The sequence below is a fragment of the Corynebacterium sp. HMSC073B01 genome (assembly GCF_001838255.1).
Taxonomy (GTDB): Bacteria; Actinomycetota; Actinomycetes; order Mycobacteriales; family Mycobacteriaceae; genus Corynebacterium; species Corynebacterium jeikeium_D.
In genome coordinates, this window is the sequence record NZ_KV836138.1 from 68557 (window position 1) to 90575 (window position 22019).

At 59.8% G+C, this 22019-nt stretch carries 15 protein-coding genes; 5 read left to right on the forward strand and 10 right to left on the reverse strand.

The genetic code is table 11. The annotated features are described in order from the left end of the window. Window positions 1-91: 91 nt before the first annotated feature. The gene (locus HMPREF2849_RS01490; protein ID WP_016421971.1) at window positions 92-862 is read left to right on the forward strand and encodes an LmeA family phospholipid-binding protein; all 771 of its coding nucleotides are present in this window, start codon (window positions 92-94) and stop codon (window positions 860-862) included. A 17-nt stretch (window positions 863-879) separates the two neighbouring features. Next, window positions 880-1785 carry a formyltetrahydrofolate deformylase gene (gene purU, locus HMPREF2849_RS01495; protein ID WP_070862503.1) on the forward strand — a complete coding sequence of 302 codons (906 nt, stop codon included), beginning with the start codon at window positions 880-882 and terminating at the stop codon, window positions 1783-1785. A 182-nt stretch (window positions 1786-1967) separates the two neighbouring features. On the opposite strand, the gene HMPREF2849_RS01500 is transcribed toward purU, so the two are convergent. The 9 genes from HMPREF2849_RS01500 to HMPREF2849_RS01540 form a co-directional block, all read right to left on the reverse strand. Further along, window positions 1968-2324 carry a DUF2516 family protein gene (locus HMPREF2849_RS01500; RefSeq protein ID WP_016421969.1) on the reverse strand — a complete coding sequence of 119 codons (357 nt, stop codon included), beginning with the start codon at window positions 2322-2324 and terminating at the stop codon, window positions 1968-1970. 79 nt (window positions 2325-2403) lie between these two features. Further along, window positions 2404-3753 (reverse strand): DUF445 domain-containing protein, encoded by a 1350-nt coding sequence (locus HMPREF2849_RS01505; protein ID WP_070862504.1) that lies wholly within the window; start codon window positions 3751-3753, stop codon window positions 2404-2406. A gap of 190 nt (window positions 3754-3943) precedes the next feature. Continuing rightward, complete coding sequence (locus HMPREF2849_RS01510; protein ID WP_016421967.1) at window positions 3944-4342, reverse strand: hypothetical protein; 399 nt, start codon at window positions 4340-4342, stop codon at window positions 3944-3946. Window positions 4343-4382: 40 nt separating this feature from the next. Continuing rightward, window positions 4383-5132 carry a succinate dehydrogenase/fumarate reductase iron-sulfur subunit gene (locus HMPREF2849_RS01515; protein ID WP_016421966.1) on the reverse strand — a complete coding sequence of 250 codons (750 nt, stop codon included), beginning with the start codon at window positions 5130-5132 and terminating at the stop codon, window positions 4383-4385. Continuing rightward, entirely contained in the window at window positions 5132-7150 is a 2019-nt protein-coding gene (locus HMPREF2849_RS01520) for a fumarate reductase/succinate dehydrogenase flavoprotein subunit (RefSeq protein WP_049189510.1), read from the reverse strand. The genes HMPREF2849_RS01515 and HMPREF2849_RS01520 overlap by 1 nt, the downstream gene beginning before the upstream one ends. Before the next feature lie 19 nt (window positions 7151-7169). After that, window positions 7170-7910 carry a succinate dehydrogenase cytochrome b subunit gene (locus HMPREF2849_RS01525; protein WP_016421964.1) on the reverse strand — a complete coding sequence of 247 codons (741 nt, stop codon included), beginning with the start codon at window positions 7908-7910 and terminating at the stop codon, window positions 7170-7172. A 416-nt stretch (window positions 7911-8326) separates the two neighbouring features. Next, window positions 8327-10942, reverse strand: coding sequence for a glycoside hydrolase family 65 protein (locus HMPREF2849_RS01530; RefSeq protein ID WP_016421963.1), 2616 nt, complete (start codon window positions 10940-10942; stop codon window positions 8327-8329). Between the two features lie 15 nt (window positions 10943-10957). Continuing rightward, window positions 10958-11731 carry an HAD family hydrolase gene (locus HMPREF2849_RS01535; protein WP_172620228.1) on the reverse strand — a complete coding sequence of 258 codons (774 nt, stop codon included), beginning with the start codon at window positions 11729-11731 and terminating at the stop codon, window positions 10958-10960. A gap of 258 nt (window positions 11732-11989) precedes the next feature. Then, window positions 11990-14200: a malate synthase G gene (locus tag HMPREF2849_RS01540; RefSeq protein ID WP_016421961.1), complete on the reverse strand. Its 2211-nt coding sequence runs from the start codon at window positions 14198-14200 to the stop codon at window positions 11990-11992. 1017 nt (window positions 14201-15217) lie between these two features. Between HMPREF2849_RS01540 and aceA the strand changes: the two genes are divergently transcribed. Both aceA and ramB read left to right on the forward strand, forming a co-directional pair. Continuing rightward, window positions 15218-16510, forward strand: coding sequence for an isocitrate lyase (gene aceA / locus HMPREF2849_RS01545; protein WP_016421960.1), 1293 nt, complete (start codon window positions 15218-15220; stop codon window positions 16508-16510). A gap of 214 nt (window positions 16511-16724) precedes the next feature. Beyond that, complete coding sequence (gene ramB, locus HMPREF2849_RS01550) at window positions 16725-18149, forward strand: acetate metabolism transcriptional regulator RamB (RefSeq protein WP_224784085.1); 1425 nt, start codon at window positions 16725-16727, stop codon at window positions 18147-18149. Between the two features lie 213 nt (window positions 18150-18362). Here the strand turns inward: ramB and lpdA are convergent, their stop codons facing one another. Then, window positions 18363-19778 (reverse strand): dihydrolipoyl dehydrogenase, encoded by a 1416-nt coding sequence (gene lpdA / locus HMPREF2849_RS01555; protein WP_042389081.1) that lies wholly within the window; start codon window positions 19776-19778, stop codon window positions 18363-18365. An 82-nt stretch (window positions 19779-19860) separates the two neighbouring features. Between lpdA and HMPREF2849_RS01560 the strand changes: the two genes are divergently transcribed. Continuing rightward, complete coding sequence (locus tag HMPREF2849_RS01560; RefSeq protein WP_016421957.1) at window positions 19861-22011, forward strand: prolyl oligopeptidase family serine peptidase; 2151 nt, start codon at window positions 19861-19863, stop codon at window positions 22009-22011. The last annotated feature ends 8 nt before the right edge of the window (window positions 22012-22019 follow it).

A 22019-nucleotide genomic window follows, 5' to 3' on the forward strand; every position in this document is an offset into this window, starting at 1 on the left:
GGGGGGGCACTCCGGGGCGACACCGAGGGGACGGATACCGGGCGAAGATAAGTGGTAGCGACGGAGCCGTCGTTAAGCAAGACTGGGAACCATGAGTTCTGCTAAACGCTCGTCGAGCGTCAAAGTCCTGCCCACCGTCCTCGGTGTCATCATCGTGGTGGCGCTCATTGCGATCGCCGGCGAAATCGGCGTCCGGATGTTCGTGAGCAAGGAGATTTCCGACGGCTACCGCACCTCCGCCGAAGAGCGTGGTGCGACGGTCACTGAAGACCCCAAGGTTTCTTTCGGCACCCGCCCGATGCTGCTCGCCTTGGCCACCAAGTCAGTGCCCTCGATGGATCTGTCCACTCCGAACACACTGGAGGTCAAGAACCCGGAGGCGCTGGGTGGCGCACCGGAGATCAACGGTGACCCGGCAGCGGAAGTGCACCTGGAAAACGTGGATCTGAGCAATCGTGCGGATCCGACGGCAGAGTCGCTGCGAGTAGACGTCACAATCCCACCTCAACTGCTGCAGGCGCTAATTAACCGGGAAAGCGGTGTACGCGCTTCCACAATCACGCCGTTGCCGGACGAAGGCCTGTTCAACATTGAATTCGCCTCCGGATTTGCGACCTCCAAGTTCCGCCCGATTGCCAACGGCGGTCATATCGAAATCAACTTGGAGGGCGGCTCAATCCTCGGCTTAAACCTCGATGGCCTGGCCGGCTGGCTGGGAGAAGCGAGCGGTACGCTGTTGAGCTACGACATCGGCCACGGTATGCAGGTGGAGGAAGCGCACGTCACCGGGGAGGGCCTGGCGTTGACGCTGACGGGCGCAAATCTGCCTTTGTCGACCGTGAGCGAACTTACCTTTAGCTAGCAGGTAAGATACCGAGAATGACTCGCTCTCTCATCACCGCAAATAGCGGTACTCCCACCGAGCGCCAGTACATCTTCTCGCTCGGCTGTCCAGACCGTACCGGTATCGTTTCCACCCTGTCGACCTTCCTGTCCGACATTGGTGCGTGGATTACCGAGGCGGACTTCTTCTCCGACCCGGAGACCGGATGGTTTTTCACTCGCCAGGCGGTCCGCGCCGACGCGCTCGACCTGACTGTAGAAGAGCTGCGCGAGAAATTCGCCGAGCTCGTCGGTGATTGGGGCCCTGAGGTCCGCTGGAAGGTCACCGACAACGCTGTCCCGAAGCGCGCTGTCATCCTGGTGACCAAGGAAGGCCACTGCCTGCAGGATCTGCTCGGCCGCGTCGCACAGTCGGACTACCCGATGGAAATCGCTGCAGTAGTTGGCAACCACCGCGATCTGGAGCCACTGGTCGCAGCGTATGACATTCCCTTCCACCACGTGCCCTTCCCCAAGGATGCCGTCGGCAAGCGTAAGGCATTCGATGAGGTCGCCGAGATTGTCGACGCCGAAAACCCGGATGCCATCGTGCTCGCACGTTTCATGCAGATTCTGCCGCCGGATCTGTGCGAGAAGTGGGAAGGCCGCGCAATCAATATCCACCACAGCTTCCTGCCGTCGTTCATGGGCGCGCGCCCGTACCTGCAGGCTTATCGACGTGGTGTGAAGCTCATCGGTGCCACCTGCCACTACGCCACTGAGGACCTCGACGACGGCCCGATTATTGAGCAGGACGTCATGCGTGTCTCCCACAAGTACACCGCTGCGGACATGCAGCGTGAGGGGCGCGATGCGGAGAAGCAGGTCCTCGCCCGCGGTTTGCGCTGGCACCTGGAGGACCGTGTGCAGGTCTACGGCAACCGCACCGTGGTGTTCCAGTAGGTTACCGTGGTGTTCCAGTAGGTTTTCGGGGAGCCAGACCTATCCCTATCCCCTCCCCCAGAAAGAAAGTGTCTGGGTTTATGACAAAATCACCGGGTTTTTCACCCAGAAACTGTCATAAACCCAGACACTTTCTCAGTTGTGCGGGCTAACACCCGCCCTGGACTAGCACCCGCCCGGGACTAATAACCGCCCTGTGCGTTCGACAAAATGTCCTTGATCTGTGGGCGAACATCCAACCAGTAAATCCCCGTGATGACTAGTCCGGCAATCAGCGGGATGCCCAGCATTGCCCAGCCCAGCCACGGCAGGAGTAGGAAGATAGCCGAACCGACCAGCATGCCGGCCCAGACGTTGCGGCTCTTGCGGTCTGCAGCGTCAAAGGCATCCGCGCGGGTGGTGATGACAAGCACCGCACCGATTAGCGCCAAGATGCCGATGACAAACGGAATGGCGAACTGAAACAGGACGTCCACATAGACGGAAATTGCCATCAGCGGCGAATCCGCAAGACTGGGCAAAGATGGTAACAGGCGCACCGGGGGAACAACTCCTTTAACAGGGATGCATTGCTTTTTACATGCTAACGCACACGGTCTGATGTGCTGGGTTGTGCTGCTAAATAGCCCCAAACACCAAGGTCGACAGGGTGTAAATAGCCAAACCGGCCAGTGATCCGACAACAGTGCCGTTAACGCGAATGAACTGCAGATCGCGACCGACCATCAGTTCAATCTTGTCGGAAGCCTCATCGGCGTCCCAACGCTCGACGGTCTCGGAAATGATCGAGGTAATCTCGCCCGCGTAGTTCTCAGCGATGAAGACGACAGCCGCTTCCAGACGGCGGTCCATTCGTTTGCGCAACTCAGGATCGGACTGGATTCGCTCGCCGTAGCAGGCGGCCGTTTCCGAGACCTTCCGACGGAGCAGGGAGTCCGGGTCGCGGGCAGCGTCGACAAGCTTTGCGGATGTCGATGCCCAAATCTTCGCCGGTGCCTGTGTGACAGCGGCGGACGAAAGAATGTCAGTCTTAATTTCTTCGACCTTGGCGATGGTCTTCTCGTCGTTCTGCAAATCAACGGCGAGCTGCGTGAGGAAGCGGTGGAGCGCCAGGCGCGCGTCGTGCTTAGGGTCATGCTGCACCTGCCAGGTCCAATCAACCAGCTCGCGATAGACCTTGTCGCCGATGAGATCGTTGACAAAGCTCGGTGCCCAGGAGGGGGCGCGCTCTCCGACAAGTCGGTCGATAAGATTCTGCGAGCCCAGCGACTTCCGGTGCAGCCACTCAGCCATCTGCTGGACAATAGGCTCGGTGCGCCCCTCTTCGATGAGCTGCTCGAGAACCTTACCCGCTGGTGGCCCCCACTCCGGGGCTGCAACTTCGTCGATGACTGCTGACTTCAGCACTGCGGCGGCATCGTCAGGATTAATCGCCTCCAGCACATTTCCGGTGAGCTTACCGACCTCTGCGGACACTTTGTCGGCGTTTCCCGGCGCTACCAGCCATTCGCCGATACGCTCAGGAATCTCGGCCTTACGCACCTTGTCCACAATCAAAGCGGGGTTCAGGAAGTTATCACCGACGAACTGCGCCAGGGACTCACCGACTTGGTCCTTCTTGCGGCGGACGATAGCGGTGTGTGGGATAGGAATGCCGAGCGGGTGGCGGAACAGGGCTACGACTGCGAACCAGTCGGCGAGGGCACCGACCATGCCAGCCTCAGAAGCAGCGCGAACGTAGCCCACCCACGCGGGCACAACTTCGCCTGCGGATAAGTGTGAAGACTCAATACCGCGGCATGTGAAATACACAGCGGTTGCGATGACCAGCAGCATCGTAGCGAAGGCCTTGGCCTTACGCAGTTGCGCACGTTTTTCCGCCTCAACCTCTGGTGATGGCCCGGGAACTTCGAGACGGCCCGAGACCGTATCTACAGCTGCCGGGAGCTTAGCGGGGTTGTTATCCATGTGTATAGATTAGGCGCCGAAAACGCGAAAATGCCACCGCGCCGCAGTCCGCTGTTGGTGAGAGAGGTACTTCTCAATACTTCCCTACCCCAGCGCACTGTGCACAGTGGCATCAACTGTGGAGGTGCTAGTTCAAAAGGCTAGCGTTGCATCCGCCTAGAGGCGAGCCCCTTTAAACTGGGGCAAGCCTTTAGTGGTGAGTGCCGAATTCCTTTCGGTAAGCCTTGTAGTCACGACGACCGATGGAGATGCAGGCCAGACCCGCAATAACCATAACCAGTCCGACTACCAGGCCAGCCCACATGAACACGCTGCCGTCGAAGTTCCAACCACCGGTGTAGTCGGTGTAGTTGGCGGCATCCTTAGCCAGGAAACCGTTGCTGTGAGAGGCAGCAGTCTGGTCGGCAAAAACGGTCGTTGCGAGACCGAAAATGAAGGTGCCCCAAGCCGCCAGAGAGGCGAGCATGAGTCCCATGCCAATCCAGGTAATGCTCTTGTGAAGCGAGGAGTATTCGGCATTCATGCTCTGAGGCACGTAACCGTCGACGAAGTGCTCTTCGCCCTGGTAACGCTTGACTGCATTCGCCATAATCTATGTCCCTTCTGGAAAACTCTAATCGAGAAAGAGTTTAGTCGTCCTTACCGCGGAAGAACGAACGAGCTCGTTCCTTGGTAACGGCGGCAACCGCAGTCAGCGGGATACCGGCCGGGCAGACGTCAGCACATTCACCATAGAGGGAGCACGGACCGAAGGTGCCTTCGACCTCGTCAACCATCTTGCGAGCACGCTTGCCACGCTCTTCCTTACCCAGCGGGACCAGGGAGAGGTGAACCAGCTTTGCGCCGGTGAACAGGTGTGCAGCACCGTTCGGGCAAGCTGCGACACAAGCACCACAGCCGATGCAGGCTGCGTGGTCAAGTGCGAACTCAGCCGTCTCGTGGTTCAGGTGCAGAGTATCTGCATCCGGAGCGGTACCAGCGTTGATGGAGACGTAGCCACCCTGCTCGAGGACACGGTCCAGAGCGGAGCGGTCAACGACCATGTCCTTGATGACCGGGTATGCGGCGGAGCGCATCGGCTCGATCTTCAGGGTGTCACCATCGCTGAACTGGTGCAGACGCTGCTGACAGGTCGGGGTGTTCTGGCCCGGGCCGTGCGGACGACCGTTGACGTTCAGACCACAGGTACCACAGATACCCTCACGGCAGTCAGATGCGAACGCGAACGGCTCCTTGCCGGACTCGACGTACTTGGAGTTGACGTGGTCAAGCAGCTCCAGAATCGACATCTCTGCGACGGCGTCGTCAACGTCAACGGATTCAAAGTGTCCCTCGACGTTCGGACCTGCTTGGCGCCAGATTTCAAGGTGCAGTTTCATTACTTGTAGTTCCTTGTCATGAGCGGGACGGCTTCGAAGGTGAGCGGCTCGGCGTGGCGAATGAATTCGTAACCGGACTGATCCCATGCAGGACCGTTGTTGCCTCGCTCCCATGCGGAAACGAAGCACCAGTTAGCGTCATCGCGCTCTGCCTCGCCATCTTCGGAGATGTGGTCATCGCGGTAGTGAGCACCGCAGGACTCATCGCGGTCGAGGGCGTCGACACACATGAGCTCACCGAGGTCGATGTAGTCAGCAACGCGGTTAGCGTACTCGAGCTGCTGGTTCATCTCGTTCGGCTCACCCGGAATGAACAGGTCAGACCAGAATGCCTTACGCAGTTCGCGGATCTCCTCGATACCGCGAGCCAGGTCTTCCTTGTTACGGGCCACACCACAGTCGCGGTAGAGAATCTCACCGAGCTGGCGGTGGAAGTACTCAGCGCCGTGCTTACCCTGGATGCTCATCAGCTTGTCCAGGCGAGCCTGAGCGCGGTCCAGTGCTTCCTTGGCCTCCGGGGCATCCTCAGCCAGGCGGTCGGTACCGAGCAGCGGGCCGAGGTAGTTCGGAATGGTGAACGGCAGGGTGAACCAACCGTCGACCGAACCGGACAGCAGGGAGTTTGCACCCAGGCGGTTTGCACCGTGGTAGGTCCAGGATGCCTCGCCACCGGTGAACAGACCCGGGATGGAGGTCATCTGGTTGAAGTCAGACCACAGGCCACCCATGGTGAAGTGGCAGGTTGGAGCAATACGCATCGGAACCTTGTACGGGTCCTCACCGATTGCCTCTTCGTACATCTGAATCAGGTTCGAGTAGCGTTCCTTGATGACCGGCTGGCCCAGGCGCTCAATTGCGTCACGCAGATCCAGATAGACGGAGTTCTTCAGCGGGCCAACACCGTAGCCGGCGTTAATCTGCTGAGAGTTGGCGCGGGAAGCGACGTCACGCGGGACGAGGTTACCGAATGCCGGGTAGCGACGCTCCAGGAAGTAGTCGCGCTCGTCCTCCGGGATGTCGTTGGCCGGGCGCTCGTCGCCCTTCTTCTTCGGGGTCCAAATACGTGCGTCGTTACGCAGGGACTCGGACATCAGAATGGTCTTCGACTGCCAGTGCGCGTTGACCGGAAGACCGGTCGGGTGGAACTGGATGAAGGACGGGGATGCGAAGTAAGCACCCTGGTCGTATGCACGCATGATGGCCGAAGCGTTGGAGTTCTTGGCCAGCGTGGACATGTGGTAGACGTTGCCGTAACCGCCGGTAGCCAGAATAACTGCGTGAGCAGTGTGAACGGTCAGCTCACCATTGATGAGGTTACGCATGATGGCACCCTGGCAACGGCCGTCGGCGACGATGATGTCAACCAGCTCGTTGTGGGTGAAGATCTCGACGTTGCCGAGACCAATCTGACGCTGCAGAGCCGAGGTAGTCGACAGCTGCAGCTGCTGACCCGTCTGACCACGGGTGTAGTACGTACGGGAGACCTGCACACCACCGAAAGAACGGGTTGCCAGGGTACCGCCGTACTCGCGAGCGAACGGAGCACCAATTGCATTCAGGTGGTCGATGACGCGGACGGACTCGACAGCCAGACGCCAGCAGTCGTTCTCGCGGCAGCGGTAGTCGCCGCCCTTAACGGTGTCCTTGACGTGGCGGTAAGCGCCGTCGTTGTCGACCTTCTTACCGCGAGCGGAGTTGACACCACCCTGTGCAGCAATGGAGTGCGCACGGCGCGGAGCGTCGTGGTAGGTGAAAACCTGCACGTCGTAGCCGAGCTCACCGAGGGCAGCAGCGGCAGCGCCGCCAGCCAGGCCGGTACCGACGACCATGACGCGGAACTTACGACGGTTCAGCGGCGAAACCAGGTTGGCGTGATCCTTCTGGTACTGCCAGTGGTCCTTCATGGAGACCTTGTCACCCGGGGAGTTATCGGACAGAACCTTGCCGATCTTGACCCCGTCGACAGCGCTTTCCGGCGCGCGGAAGTCCGCAGCGACGGTTGCTTCAGTGTTAGTCATAGTAAATTTCCTCCTCGACCTACGAGACCAGACCGGTCAGGACGGCGACTGGGATGAAGATGTTGCCGACAACAACCAGCAGCGGCAGCAGGCCGGACAGGAACAGCAGAACCTTGCGCCAGCGCTTACCGGTGATACCGAGGTCGGAAGTAGCGGTCCACAGACCGTGGGACAGGTGCAGCAGCAGAGCGAGCTGAGCAATGATGTACCAAACAACAACACCCGGACGCGAGAAGGACGCAACCACGTTCTGGTATGCCTCACCGTGCTCGAAAGAAGACGGAGAAACGCCAGCACCGATGGTCAGGTCCAGCAGGTGGAAGATGATGAAGGCCAGCAGCACGATGCCGGTGATCACCATCGAACGTGCAGTAAAGGTGTTCCAGCTGGACACCATGCCCTGACGGCGGAACTTGCCGCGGGACTGCTTTGCACGTGCAGCCAGGGTGAGGCCACCGAAAATGTGCAGGACAATAGCTACCAGCAGGACAATGCGGAAAATCCACAGAATGCCCTCGTTCGGAACTGCCGGAGCACCGACAGTGCGTAGGAAGGTCGCGTATGCGTTGAAGTCTTCCTCGCCAGCGAAAATCTTCAGGTTACCCAGCATGTGGACAATAACGAAGAGGCCAAACAGCACGCCAGTGACGGCCATGGTCAGCTTCAGAGCCCATGAAGGGTATTTAGGCTGCTCGCGCAGCGGTTCTACATTAATTTTGCCGTGCGCGATTGCGTCACGGTTTGAACTTTTAACAGTCATGGCACCTCCAGTGTCATATTCACTCTAAAGTCACACAGCGCCTGGTAAACATTTTTCCCCCTTTTGGGTGGGGATTTTCACAGGTTACCTAGGTCTTTTCTCCGCCTTTTCTCAGGTTATCGCATTTTAGCCACTTCTGACGTCGTCGCTGCATAAACCCTCTCCCCCACCATAAAAACGCCCCTACCCCGACTTTTGCCGATTTTTCCCCCGCCCAAACTAGCTAATAACGCAACATAAATAGCACGAAAATAAAAAACCGCCCACTTTTCTCAGGTGGACGGATTTAATACTCAATAATTATGTTGCGAAATTCTTTATTTTTACCCCTGCCGAATTCCCCAAAGGCCCAAACAGCCACCCCCAACAGGCAATCCCCCCCCCTATTGGCACCGTGTACGGCCGAAGCCGTCCGACTAATCCTCGCTCTGATCCGAGTTCGCCATCACCACGGTCAACGGCTCCGGACCAATGATCACCTCATGTCCTGCGACCATAATCGGCCCAACCTGGTGGTCTCCCTCCTCCAGGACGACTTCCACCGTGCGGCCGCGCACCGTCACTCGGATACGACAACCACGAATAGTGACTCGGTACGTCAGACCACTCCAGTCCTCCGGCAGACGCGGGTCAATACTGTAGCGGCCGTCATGATCGCGGAAACCACCGAAACCATAGACCAGGGACTGCCACACACCACCGGCAGATGCGACGTGGACACCATCGGCAGCGTTGCCATGCAAGTTCGCCAGGTCCACATAGAGTCCGCGTAGGAAGAAGTCCATTGCCTGCTCCTGCAAGCCCAACTCGGCCGCAACAATGGACTGCACAACGGCGGACAGCGAGGAATCACCGGTGGTGAGCGGATCGTAATACATGTAGTCTGCGCGCTTTTGTTCCGTCGTAAAGCGATTGCCCATGAGGAACAGTGCGAGGACGACGTCCGCCTGCTTAATGACCTGGTGACGGTAAATCGTCAGCGGGTGGTAATGCAGCAGCAGCGGGCGCAGCGGGCCAACTTCGGGATCGTCGAGATTCCAGCGCTTACGCAGCAGGAACTGGTCATCCTGAGGGTGAATGCCGAGCTTCTCATCGAACGGGATGTACATCGCCTCAGCGGCCTGCTCCCACTCTTCAACCTCGCGCTCAGTGAGGTCGAAGCGGTTGGTCAGTTCGCGATAGGCAGCAGGGCGATCACGCTTCATCTGCTTGACGACGTCCGCAGCAACCCGCAGGTTATACTGCGCCATCACGTTGGTGTACAGGTTGTTGTTCACCACCGTGTTGTACTCATCTGGACCGGTGACGCTGTGAATTTGGAACTCTCGCTGCTCGGCATCAAAGAATCCCAACGACATCCAAAACCTGGCCGTGCCGAGCAACAGATCCGTGCCCTCCTTGAGCAGGAACTCCTCATCGCCGGAGGCATAGACGTACTTCATCATCGCGTACACGATGTCCGCATCGATGTGGTACTGCGCCGTGCCGGCCTCAAAGTAGGCCGAGGACTCCTGACCATTGATAGTGCGCCACGGGAAGAGGGCACCGTCGTGCGCCAGTTCGTCGGCACGCGCCCACGCGGCTTCGAGCATGTCCCAGCGGAAACGCATGGCATTGCGCGAGAATTGCGGCGACGTATAGGTAAGGAATGGGGTCACGTAGATTTCCGTGTCCCAGAAGTAGTGGCCGCCGTAGCCGGTGCCGGTCATTCCCTTGGCCGGGACGCCTTGGAATTCGGCGCGGGCGGCGGCCTGGATAATCTGCCAAATGTTCCAGCGCACTGCCTGCTGAATCTCCGGCTGATTGTAAATGACCACGTCAGAGCGCTCCCAGAAGCGTTCGAGCCACTCCTCCTGGTTCTCCATCAGCCCCAGCATGCCGATGCGGCCGACGCGGTTCAGGGTGCGCTCACAGCGGAATGCCAGCTCTTCGGCACGCACCTTACGGGAGGAGTGGTACGCGACCAGCTTCTCCAGGCGTATGACAGTGCCGACCGGCGCATCCAGGTTGAACAGGGAGCTGGCCACATCCGGCTCGGTCGACTGCGAAATCTCTACGAACGGCTCCGTGCCGTCGGGAGTGCGGACAGTAAAGGTGTGGTCCATGGAGGTAGCCACGGTCATACCGGAGTTCGCGCAGCGGTAGCCCAGCGTCGAGCGCTGCCCGTGCGCCGATTCCGACTGAAATGCCGGAATGAGAACGCGGTCTTCCAGCGCCTCGGCGCGACGGGGATCCAGTTCGGTGCCCTGCGCCTTAGCGGCATCGTGGTATTCGTCCTCGCCGTCCTGGCGGTTGAGGATCTGCGAGTTAATCATCACCGCAGCATCCGCATCCAGCAGCTCGACTTCCAGACTCATCGCGGCGACATGCTTTTCCTGGAAAGACACCATGCGCTCAGAGGTGACGCGAACGCGCTTGCCACCCGGGGTGCGCCAAATGAACCGACGACGCAGCACGCCCTCGCGGAAATCCAGGCTACGTTCGTAGTCGCTGACCTCAGCATTGCCGAGACGCAGGGGCTCATCGTCAATGTAGAGACGCATTGCCTTAGCGTCCGGAGCATTGACAATCGTCTGCCCCTGGCGGGCTAGGCCGTAGGCGTCCTCGGCGTGCCTAATCGGCCAGGTCTCATGCAGACCGTTGATATAAGTGCCGTGCTCACTGGAGTCACGGCCCTCCGGCGGGTTGCCACGCATGCCGATGTACCCGTTCGACAGCGCAAACAGCGTCTCGCCCAAACCGAGCGGGAGGCCGTTCGGCTTCGTCTCAATCAGACGCCACTCATCGACCGGAGTGATGTCTCGGTCCATGAGTCCCTCGGCATTTACAAGGTGGTGGTGCTTATCCGCACGATCCGCCGGGAAGTTACGACGCTGCTTACGACGAACTGGGGACACCGTCTCCTCCTGTTTTTCAGCCTCTGCGGTCTCCGCGTCGTGACCCTGCCCCTGCGGAATCACACGCTCAGTCTCGTCGACTGCTGCCGTGGTCGAATCGTTGGCCATGATGCCTTCCGGTTTTGTCTCAGCCATTTGTCACGAGCCAGCCTAGACGAGTGCCGCCAAGTCACTGACCACAACGTCGGCGCCCGCTCGGCGCAGCGCTTCCGCACCAGCACCGCGGTCAACACCAATGACCAGACCAAATGCGCCGGCTGCACCCGCTTGCACACCACTGATGGCATCCTCGACCACCACAGCATCGCGCGGCGCCACCCCCAGATTCTTCGCCGCGTACACGAAAGTATCGGCGGCTGGCTTACCCGGCAGGTTGTTCTCATGCGCCACCACGCCGTCAACAATCTCCACGAACCGCTCACGCAGCCCAGCGGCCGTCAGCACCGGCACCGCGTTCTTCGACGAGCTAACCACCGCCAACTGCGGTTTTTCGCTTGCCGACGAGTCCCTCGCGCCCTGTAACTCGTCGAGCAGCGCAACCGACCCCGGGTAGGCCTCAATTCCCCTCTCGACTCGCGCCAAGAAGTCATCATTTTTGCGCTTCCCGAGCCCGACAATCGTCTCGTCTTTCGCTGTGTCCTCATCGCTACCGTGTGGCAGCGAAATGCCGCGAGATTCCAGGATTGCTGCGATGCCCTCATCGCGGCGGCGGCCATCGAGGTAGGTGAAGTAGTCCTCCTCTGTGTAGGCCGAGACACCCTTGTGCTCGAAGTAGTCGCTAAACATGTCCGCCCACGCCTGCTCGTGAACATCGGCAGTAGGGGTAATTACCCCGTCGAGGTCAAAGAGGATTGCGCCCGCGCTATGGAGGAATTCTTTGGCCTTGGCGAGGTTGGTAGCACTGTCGGTCGTGGAATTAGTCATGGGGGGTCGCAGCTCCTTGGACGTTGCAGACTGCATATTCTCAATTAACTTCCCAATCAACGCTAGCAACGTTGCCCCTACCCCGCTTGCGAACCCGGGTATCTCGAATCCGAGAATCATGGTGCGCTTCCCCCAAAAACAAAACTGCCGGCGCGCATGCGGAATTGGCATCAGAGGTTAGCCAATACCACCTACACACCGGCAGTTTGGATATCTATTTTGTTATTGCAGGCTCGGCAGCCGCAGCCCGACCAAGAATTAGTCCTGGTCGATGCCCTCGCGCTTCTTGAACTCCAGGCGACGGCGGTGCAGGATCGGCTCGGTGTAACCGGACGGCTGGTTCACACCATCGAGGATGAGCTCCTTGGCAGCCTGGAAACCAATGGACTTGTCGAAGTCCGGGGCCATCGGCAGGTATGCCTCATCGCCCTCGTTCTGGCGGTCAACGACCTCGGCCATGCGCTCCAGCGAATCGATGATCTGCTCCTCGGTGACAACACCGTGCAGCAGCCAGTTAGCCAGAGTCTGGGAGGAAATACGCAGGGTAGCGCGGTCCTCCATCAGGTCAACATCGTTGATGTCCGGCACCTTGGAGCAGCCAACACCCTGCTCAACCCAGCGGATAACGTAGCCCAGGATGGACTGGCAGTTGTTGTCCAGCTCGTTAGCCTTGTCCTCATCGGACCAGTCAGCGCCCGGCTCGCCAGCCTTAGCTGCCGCTACCGGGATGGTGAGCAGGTCACCCATGGAGTCGCGGCGACCGTCGGTAAGCAGCTTGTCCTGAACGCCGAAGACGTCAACCTCGTGGTAGTGGGTAGCGTGCAGCACACCACCGGTCGGGGACGGAACCCATGCGGTGGAAGCACCCTGCTTCGGCTGACCGATCTTCTGCTCCAGCAGCTCAGCCATCTGCTCGGTCATGGCCCACATGCCCTTGCCAATCTGAGCCTTGCCCTGCAGGCCGTGTGCCAGACCGGAGTCGACGTTGTTGTCCTCGTAAGCCAGCATCCACGGAGCGGTCTTCTGAACAGCCTTGCGGAACATCGGACCAGCCTGGATGGAGGTGTGGATCTCATCACCAGTGCGGTCCATGAAGCCGGTGTTAATGAAGACGACACGCTCGGAAACAGCCTTGATGGCGGCGTCCAGGTTGACGGAGGTACGACGCTCCTCGTCCATCAGGCCGACCTTCAGGGTGTTGTGCGGAAGACCCAGCAGCTTCTCAACGTCTGCGAACAGCTCGTTGGTGAATGCAGCCTCATCCGGGCCGTGCTGCTTCGGCTTCACGATGTAGATGGAGCCGGTACGGGAGTTCTTACGTGCGTTGTCCTGGTCCAGGCCCGGGATTGCACACACAGCGGTGACGACGGCATCCATGATGCCCTCGAAAATCTCCTCGCCGTCGCGGTCGAGGATGGCCGGGTTCTGCATCAGGTGGCCGACGTTACGGACCAGGTTCAGGGAACGACCGTGCAGGGTGACCTCGGAACCGTCAAGAGCGGTGTAGGTGCGGTCGTCGTTGATGGTACGGGACAGCTTCTTGCCGCCACGGGTGAACTCGACTGCGAGGTCACCGACGTTCAGGCCCAGCCAGTTGGTGTAACCCAGGGTCTTGTCAGCAGCATCAACTGCGGCGACAGAGTCCTCGAGGTCCATGATGTTGGTGACAGCGGCTTCCAGGATGATGTCCTTGACGCCAGCCTTGTCGGTCTTGCCAACCGGGGACTCCGGGTCAATCAGCAGCTGGATGTGCAGACCGTTGTGCTTGAAGTAAATGGACTCCGGCGCGTCCTTATCACCGGTGTAGCCGACCAGGGTCTCCGGCTCGCGCAGACCGGAGGTAGCGCCACCTTCCAGGGTTGCCTGCAGGTGACCGTCGACGATGTCGTAAGAGGTGACGTCCGCGTGGGAACCGTCGACCAGCGGCAGAGCCTTGTCCAGGAAGTTACGACCCCATGCGATAACGCGGTCACCGCGGACCTTGTTGTAGCCCGGGGTGTCCTTCTCCGCACCGCCATCTTCAGGAATAGCGTTGGTGCCGTACAGCGCGTCGTAAAGCGAGCCCCAGCGTGCGTTCGCAGCGTTGATGGCGAAACGGGCGTTGAGAACCGGCACAACCAGCTGCGGGCCAGCGGTGGAAGTGATCTCGGTGTCGACGTTAGCGGTAGTGACCTGGAAGTCACCCGGGTTGTCAACGAGGTAGCCAATTTCCTTCAGGAATGCGACGTACTCATCCTGATTCTGCTCGCCCGGGTGTTCCTTGTACCAAGCGTCGAGCTTTTCCTGCAGCTCATCGCGCTTGGCCAGCAGCTCGCGGTTGCGCGGAGTGTACTTAGCGACAATGTCACCGAAGCCGTTCCAGAACGCGTCCTTGTCCTCAATGCCGGCGGCGGGGAGTGCGGTGTCATTAACGAAGTCGTAAAGAACCTTCGCGACCTGCATTCCACCTGCCGAAATACGCTGTGCCATTGCTCTCCTCAAAACTATTGATTGCAATTTGCCCATCCAGTCACGGCCACGTCAGCGGCTCACACTGGATGCGTTGTTCCCCTACTGTATGTGATTCGGCGCACTTATGAACCGTCTTTTTCCATAACCGCCAACCGCCAGCCCGGTATAACGCCGCTCACATTTGCCATTTCATTCGCTTTACGACGAGCACCCCGCGAACAGACCCCACCCCCTCCCCGATGACCATTCGGGCATTTAATCCTGACGCCACAACCAGCCCTCCCCCACCCACATTGACCGCAGTATCCCCGGCACTCTTTCCTCCAGCCACGGAACACCACATGCAATGGGAAAGTGTCGCGCCTCACAGACATTTACTATTGCGACCTGCGTATGAACGGCCAGCGACCAATCACGTCGCTACAGCCTCCGCCTTCAAACCAGACCATAAAAGCGAGATGACAACCGAGACCCTGGCCACTACCCAGGGATGCTCCGGCGGGGTACTGACGGTGTAACGGCAGTGTATTTAGAAGCCCGTTTCCACCTTTACGGCCGTAATTTCGGGGGTAGCGAAACACCCCCTAAACCCCAAACACTGTTAACGGCCAGCTTTGATAAATACCAAAATATAAATCACCCCAAAGCGGGGGGAACATTATTCGCGAGCCCGCCATAGGGAAATAACAGTACAAATGTACCGGCCGGTCACAGGCGAAAATTGTTAAAGCCAAGCTACACATCACAATGTTTGCAATCTTCACAAGTGTTATCCGTATTACATACTTGAATTCACATCGGAAGCTGCTTGACGAACGTAGCGCTATGCCCCAAAATGTGAGACATGGCACGCGGAAGCGGACATTGTTTTTGTTCGCGTGTTTGCGTGCAGGGGTACAGCACTCTGCTAGCGCCCCCTGCATTCACGTGACACCGCGGTCACTATCGGGTCAGCCTGTAGATCGGTTCTGTCGGAATTGTTCTTAAGTCAGCACCCGGAGTTCAAAAAGCAAGCAAAAGGAAGTGACTCCGTTTATGTCTAACGTTGGTAAGGCACGTACCGCCGCCGAAATCCAGAAGGATTGGGACGAGAACCCGCGCTGGGAAGGTATCACCCGCGACTACACCGCTGAGCAGGTTGCTGAGCTCCAGGGCTCCGTCGTCGAGGAGAACACCCTCGCTCGCCGCGGCGCTGAGATCCTGTGGGAAGGCGTCAACGTTAAGGACGACTCCTACATCAACGCTCTGGGCGCACTGACCGGTAACATGGCCGTTCAGCAGGCTCGCGCTGGCCTGAAGGCTGTCTACCTCTCCGGTTGGCAGGTTGCTGGTGACGCTAACCTCTCCGGCCACACCTACCCGGACCAGTCCCTGTACCCGGCCAACTCCGTGCCGAACGTCGTTCGCCGCATCAACAACGCTCTGCTCCGCGCAGACGAGATCGCTCGTATCGAGGGCGACGACTCCGTCGACAACTGGCTGCTGCCAATCGTCGCTGACGGTGAGGCTGGCTTCGGTGGCGCTCTGAACGTCTACGAGCTGCAGAAGGCTATGATCAACGCTGGTGCCGCTGGTACCCACTGGGAGGACCAGCTCGCTTCTGAGAAGAAGTGTGGCCACCTGGGCGGCAAGGTCCTGATCCCGACCCAGCAGCACATCCGCACCCTGACCTCTGCTCGCCTGGCTGCTGACGTCTCCAACACCCCGACCGTCATCATCGCCCGCACCGACGCTGAGGCCGCTACCCTCATCACCTCCGATGTTGATGAGCGCGACCAGAAGTTCATCACCGGTGACCGCACCTCCGAGGGCTTCTACCACGTCCAGAACGGCCTGGAGCCGTGCATCGAGCGTGCAAAGTCCTACGCTCCGTACGCTGACATGATCTGGATGGAGACCGGTACTCCGGACCTCGAGCTGGCTAAGAAGTTCGCTGAGGGCGTCAAGGCTGAGTACCCGGACCAGCTCCTGGCTTACAACTGCTCCCCGTCCTTCAACTGGTCCGCTCACCTCGAGAAGGACGAGATCGCCAAGTTCCAGAACGAGCTGGGCAAGATGGGCTTCAAGTTCCAGTTCATCACCCTGGCTGGCTTCCACGCCCTGAACTACGGCATGTTCGACCTGGCTTACGGCTACGCTCGCGAGCAGATGTCCGCATTCGTCGACCTGCAGAACCGCGAGTTCGAGGCTGCCGAGAAGCGCGGCTTCACCGCTGTCAAGCACCAGCGCGAGGTTGGCGCTGGCTACTTCGACCGCATCGCCACCACCGTCGACCCGAACTCCTCCACCACCGCCCTGAAGGGCTCCACCGAGGAGGGTCAGTTCTAAGTCACTCGACTTAGGGCTTAGGTCAAGGACCTAACTTCAACACCCAGCGAGGGTTGCACTTACAGCCCTCGCTGGGTGTTTTTGTGTGTTCATCGACGTGTCGACTCCGGGCCGTCGTGAAGCGTGCCTGAGAACCTCAGCACCTACACACGTAAGCAAAGGTTGCAACGGTTTTCTACACAAGTTCAGCAAAGCCCGCGATATGCTGGGCAGTATGTCGAAAACCTATGTCGGATCCCGCCTCCGCCAGCTACGCCGCGAGCGCGACCTCAGCCAGGCTGCGCTCGCACAGGCGTTGGGCCTCTCGGCTAGTTACGTCAACCAGATTGAGCACGACGTCCGCCCGCTGACTGTGCCCGTGCTGCTCCGCATCACGGACACATTCGGCGTTGACGCGACTTTCTTCTCCCGAGATGACGACTCCCGCCTCCTCGCTGAGGTCCAGGACGTGGTAATGGACAAGGAGATCGCTAAGTCTCCCATGGATCTGCAGGAGATCTCGGAAATGGTTCGCGACCACCCTGATATCGCCCGCATCATGGTGGACATTCACCGCCGCTACCGCAACGTCACGGACAAACTCTCTCTGGCCACCGAGGAGCGCAACTTCGGCAACAGCACCGACACCGCCTCCGGTTCACAGGCGCTGACCATGCCTCATGAGGAGGTCCGCGACTACTTCTACGCCCGCCAGAACTACATCGCTTCGGTCGACACCGCCGCCGAGGAGCTGGCTCGCGAGCTGCGCATCACCGACGAGACCACCGATGTCGTCTCTGTGCTGGCCGACAGGCTATCCAACGACCATGGGATTCGGATTGCGCTGGAATCGTCGTTAGGCGATGTGCAGCACAGCCTTGATCGGCGGACGAAGACGCTCTACCTCGCGCGGCACCTCTCGCCGGGGCAGCGGGCCTTCCGTATAGCCACGGAGCTGGGGTTTTTGGAGCAGGGTGAGACCATTTCCGAGGCTGTCGCGTCCGGGCATTTCATGTCGGAGGAGTCGCGGAAGCTGGCGCAGCGCGGAGTCGCGACGTACTACGCGGCGGCGCTTATTCTGCCGTATGAGTCGTTCCATGCGATGGCTGAGTCGAAACGCTACGACATCGAGCTGTTGTCGCGCACTTACGGCGTGGGCTACGAGACCATCTGCCACCGACTGTCCACGATGCAACGCCCCAGCTTGCGCGGTATTCCATGGACATTCGTGCGCGTCGACCGCGCGGGCAACATGTCCAAACGTCAATCCGCCACGGGCTTCCACTTCACGCATTCGGGCGGTACCTGCCCGTTGTGGAACGTCTACGAGACTTTCTCCTACCCCGGCAAAGTCATGCGGCAGGTCGCGCTCATGCCGGATGGTCGGCCGTACATGTGGATCTCGCGGACCGTGGAGCATCACGCGGCACGTTTCGGCAAGCCAGGTAAGGTTTTTGCCATCGGTTTGGGCTGCGAGGCCCGTCACGCTGAGCGCACCGTGTACGCCGATGGTCTCGATCTCGCGGACCTCGATGCCGCCACCCCGATTGGCGCCGGCTGCAGGGTCTGCTCCCGCGAGGCCTGTCCGCAGCGCGCGTTCCCGCCGATTCATCGGGATATCGACATCAACATGCACCGCTCCACCGTCTCGCCGTACTAGTTCGCTTCACGACGGGCGCAGGGCTGGCCTGTTTGCGGGGGCTTGGTTCGCGCAGGATGCCCCAAAAAAGGAAGACCCCAAAAAGAAAGTGCTTAAGTTTATGACACTTTCGCACCGATTTTCACGGTCAAACTGTCATAAACTTAAGCACTAACTCGTATCTGCCTGAGCCAGGACCAGCGAAAACTGGCCCCAGGCCAAAGCCACAACCTCTTACAGGTTGATCATCTTGCCCATAACGCCCTCAGCTGCTTCCTTCATAGCCTCGGACATGGTCGGGTGAATGTGGACGGCGCGGCCGATTTCCTCAGTGGTCAGCTCGTACTTCTCAGCCAGAACCAGCTGCGGCATGAGCTCGGAAACGTTGGCACCCACCATATGGCCACCCAGCAGCTCGCCGTATTCGGCATCTGCAATGAGCTTCACGAAACCAGCCGGCTCCGCCAGCCCCTGGGCCTTACCGTTTGCAGAGAACGGGAAGGTGGAGACCTTAATCTCGCGACCGTTCTCCTCTGCCCACTTCTTGGCCTGCGCCTCGGTCTTACCGAAGGAACCAACCTGCGGGTTACAGAAGGTTGCGCGCGGCATCATGTTGTAGTCCGGGATGGTCTCGGTCTCGTGACCCGCCATGTGCTCAGCTGCGATAACGCCCTGTGCCTCAGCGACGTGTGCCAGCTGCAGCTTCATGGTGACGTCACCGATGGCGTAGATGTTGTCGACGTTGGTGCGCATGTACTCGTCGATGACAATCTCGCCGCGCTCGCCCAGCTCAACACCGGCCTTGTCCAGGCCGATGCCCTCGGTGCGCGGTGCGAAGCCGATGGAGACCATAACGCGGTCGACGGTCAGAGTCTGCTCGTCGCCGCCATCCTTGGCCTCGACCTTGACCTCAACCGAGTCACCATTGTCCACGATGGAGGTGGTCTTGTGCCCGGTCATGAGCTTGACGCCCAGCTTCTTGTATTCCTTGGCAATAACCTTGGAGACGTCTGCGTCCTCGTTCGGCAGAACGTTGTCCATGAACTCGACGATGGTGACATCCACGCCGTAGTTAGCCAAGACGTATGCGAACTCCATACCGATGGCGCCAGCACCGACGATAACCATGGAGTCCGGCAGCTCGTCGGAGAGAATCTGCTCTTCGTAGGAAACGATGTTGCCGCCGACCTCAACGCCCGGCAGGGAACGGACGACAGAGCCGGTCGCAATAATCGCCTTATCGAAGGTAATTTCCTTGCCTTCGTCATCGCCATCAGTGATGGCCATGGAGGTCGGGCCAGTGAATTCACCGAAACCGTTGATTTCGGTGATCTTGTTCTTCTTCATCAGGAAATGAACACCCTTGACGATGCCCGCGGACACCTTGCGCGAACGCGCGTGTGCGGCACCGAAGTCAAAGGAGACATCGCCGGAGATACCGAAGGTCTTAGCCTCATGGTTGAAAATGTGCGCCACCTCGGCGTTCTTCAACAGAGACTTGGATGGAATACAGCCAACGTTGAGGCAGACACCGCCCCAGTATTGCTTCTCCACCACAGCGGTCTTCAGACCCAGCTGGGATGCACGGATTGCTGCGACGTATCCGCCAGGACCGCCGCCGAGTACTACAAGATCAAAATGTTCAGCCACGTGCACAAGTCTACGCACGACTTGTCTTTACTTCACGCGCGAGTCCCGGTTTTACCTACTGCGGTCGGCTACGGTGGTGGGCATGGGCACCGACACGGACACCGACTTGGGCAACAATCTCTCCTTCCTCTCCACTGATCTTGTCCCCGATTGGCTGGACGATATCGACGGCTCCCAGGCGCTGGCGTGGGCCCGCGCGCAGTCGGAGGCCACCGTCGCAGGTGTCGATTCGCTTGCCGACGACACCAGCGACCGCACCAACCTGGAACAACGCATCCTGGCTGCGCTCAACACCGATGCCCGGATCGCATACCCGGTGCGGCGCGGCGAGTACCTCTATAACTTCTGGCGGGATGCCGAGCATCCGCGGGGCCTGTGGCGGCGCACCTCGTTGCAGAGCTATCTGGCTGGCCAGGACGATCCGCAGGCGACCGAGTGGGAAACTCTCATCGACCTCGATGCGCTGGCGAAAGCCGAGGGAGAAAACTGGGTCTGGAAGGGCACGGTGTGCCGTTATCCGGAGTATGACCGCGCGTTGATTCTGCTCTCTCGCGGCGGCGCCGATGCCACTGTGGTGCGGGAGTTTGACCTCGTCAACTGCACTTTTGTGGAGGATGAGCCGTTCTACCTCACGGAGGCGAAGTCCGATGTCTGTTGGTTGGGCCGTGACGAGATTCTCGTTGGCAGTGACTTTGGTCCGGGGTCACTGACGGATTCGGGCTACCCGCGGCAGGTGCGGAGGTGGCGGCGCGGCATGCCGTCGTCAAGCGCGGATGTGATTTTCTCAGGCCACAGTGATGATGTGGCCGTGGGCGGCTGGTTCGACGCGACGGAGGGTTTCGAGCGGCTGTTTGTCGAGCGTGCGCATGATTTTTATAATTCGCAGCGGTTCGTGGCAGCGGAGCGTCCGGGCAAGTTGGCGGCGCAGCAGAATGGGGACTTTTCCCTGCAGATCCTGGAGGTGCCGCAGGACTGTCGCACGAGTGTCCATCGGCAGTGGTTGGTGTTGATGCCCCGCACGGAGTTCAATGGCATTCCGGCTGGTGGCGTGGCCGTTGTGGAGCTCGATAAGTGGCTGGCGGGCTCGCGTGAGGTGGAGGTGATTTTCACCCCTGATGCGCACACCTCGTTCCAGCAGCTGGCGTGGACGAAGAACTTCCTGGTGTTGACGCTGTTGGAGGATGTGGCGACGAAGTTGGTCGTGTTGCGGGAGGGCTCGTGGGAGCCGGTGGAGGCTTTCGGCGAGTTACCGGCACAGGCCACTGTGAGCGTGATTGATACGGCCTCTGAACGCGACGATGAAATCTGGTTGGTGTCGACCTCGGCAACGCAGCCGGCAACTCTCTGGTACGGGCAAGTCGGCAACCCGCTCACGGAAGTGCGGCGTGCTCCGGCGCTCTTCGACAGTGAGGGGATGGAGACGCGGCAGCACTGGGCGACCTCGGCCGATGGCACGCGGATTCCGTATCGCATCACCGGCCGCTTCGACGCAGGCGCTAGTGCAGAGACAACCACAGCCACACCCACTCCGAACCCAGCCCCTACCCTCGTGCACGCCTACGGCGGTTTCGAGGTCTCGCTGGTCCCACAGTACTCGGCGATTCGTGGACTGACCTGGCTCGATCGGGGCGGCTACTTCGTGGAGGCCAACCTGCGTGGCGGTGGCGAATTTGGCCCGACCTGGCACTCCTCGGTGGTCAAGACTGAGCGGATGAGGGTCTATGAGGATCATCAGGCCGTACTGCGCGATTTGGTTGCACGTGGCTACTGCACGCGCGAACAGCTGGGCGTGCGCGGTGGTTCCAACGGCGGGCTGCTGACCGCAGTCTGCCTCACCTCCTACCCGGAGTTAGTGGGAGCGGTGGTGTCCCAGGTGCCACTGGCGGACATGATGCGCTACCACAAGCTGTCCGCAGGAGCCTCCTGGATGGCCGAATATGGAAACCCGGACGACCCCACCGAGCGGGCTGCGATTGCGCAGTATTCGCCGGTCCAGCGCGTCGTCAAGCGAGAGCAGCGCGCCTACCCACCAGCGTTGATTACGACGTCTACCAGGGATGACCGTGTCCACCCGGCACATGCGAGGAGCCTGGCGTGGCTGCTGGAGGAAGCGGGACAGCCGGTGGATTATCACGAAAATACCGAAGGAGGCCACGCCGGTGCGGCGGATAATTCGCAGGTCGCGTTCGTCGAGGCACTCATATCTACGTGGCTGTGGAACAAGCTCAAGTAAGGTAACAG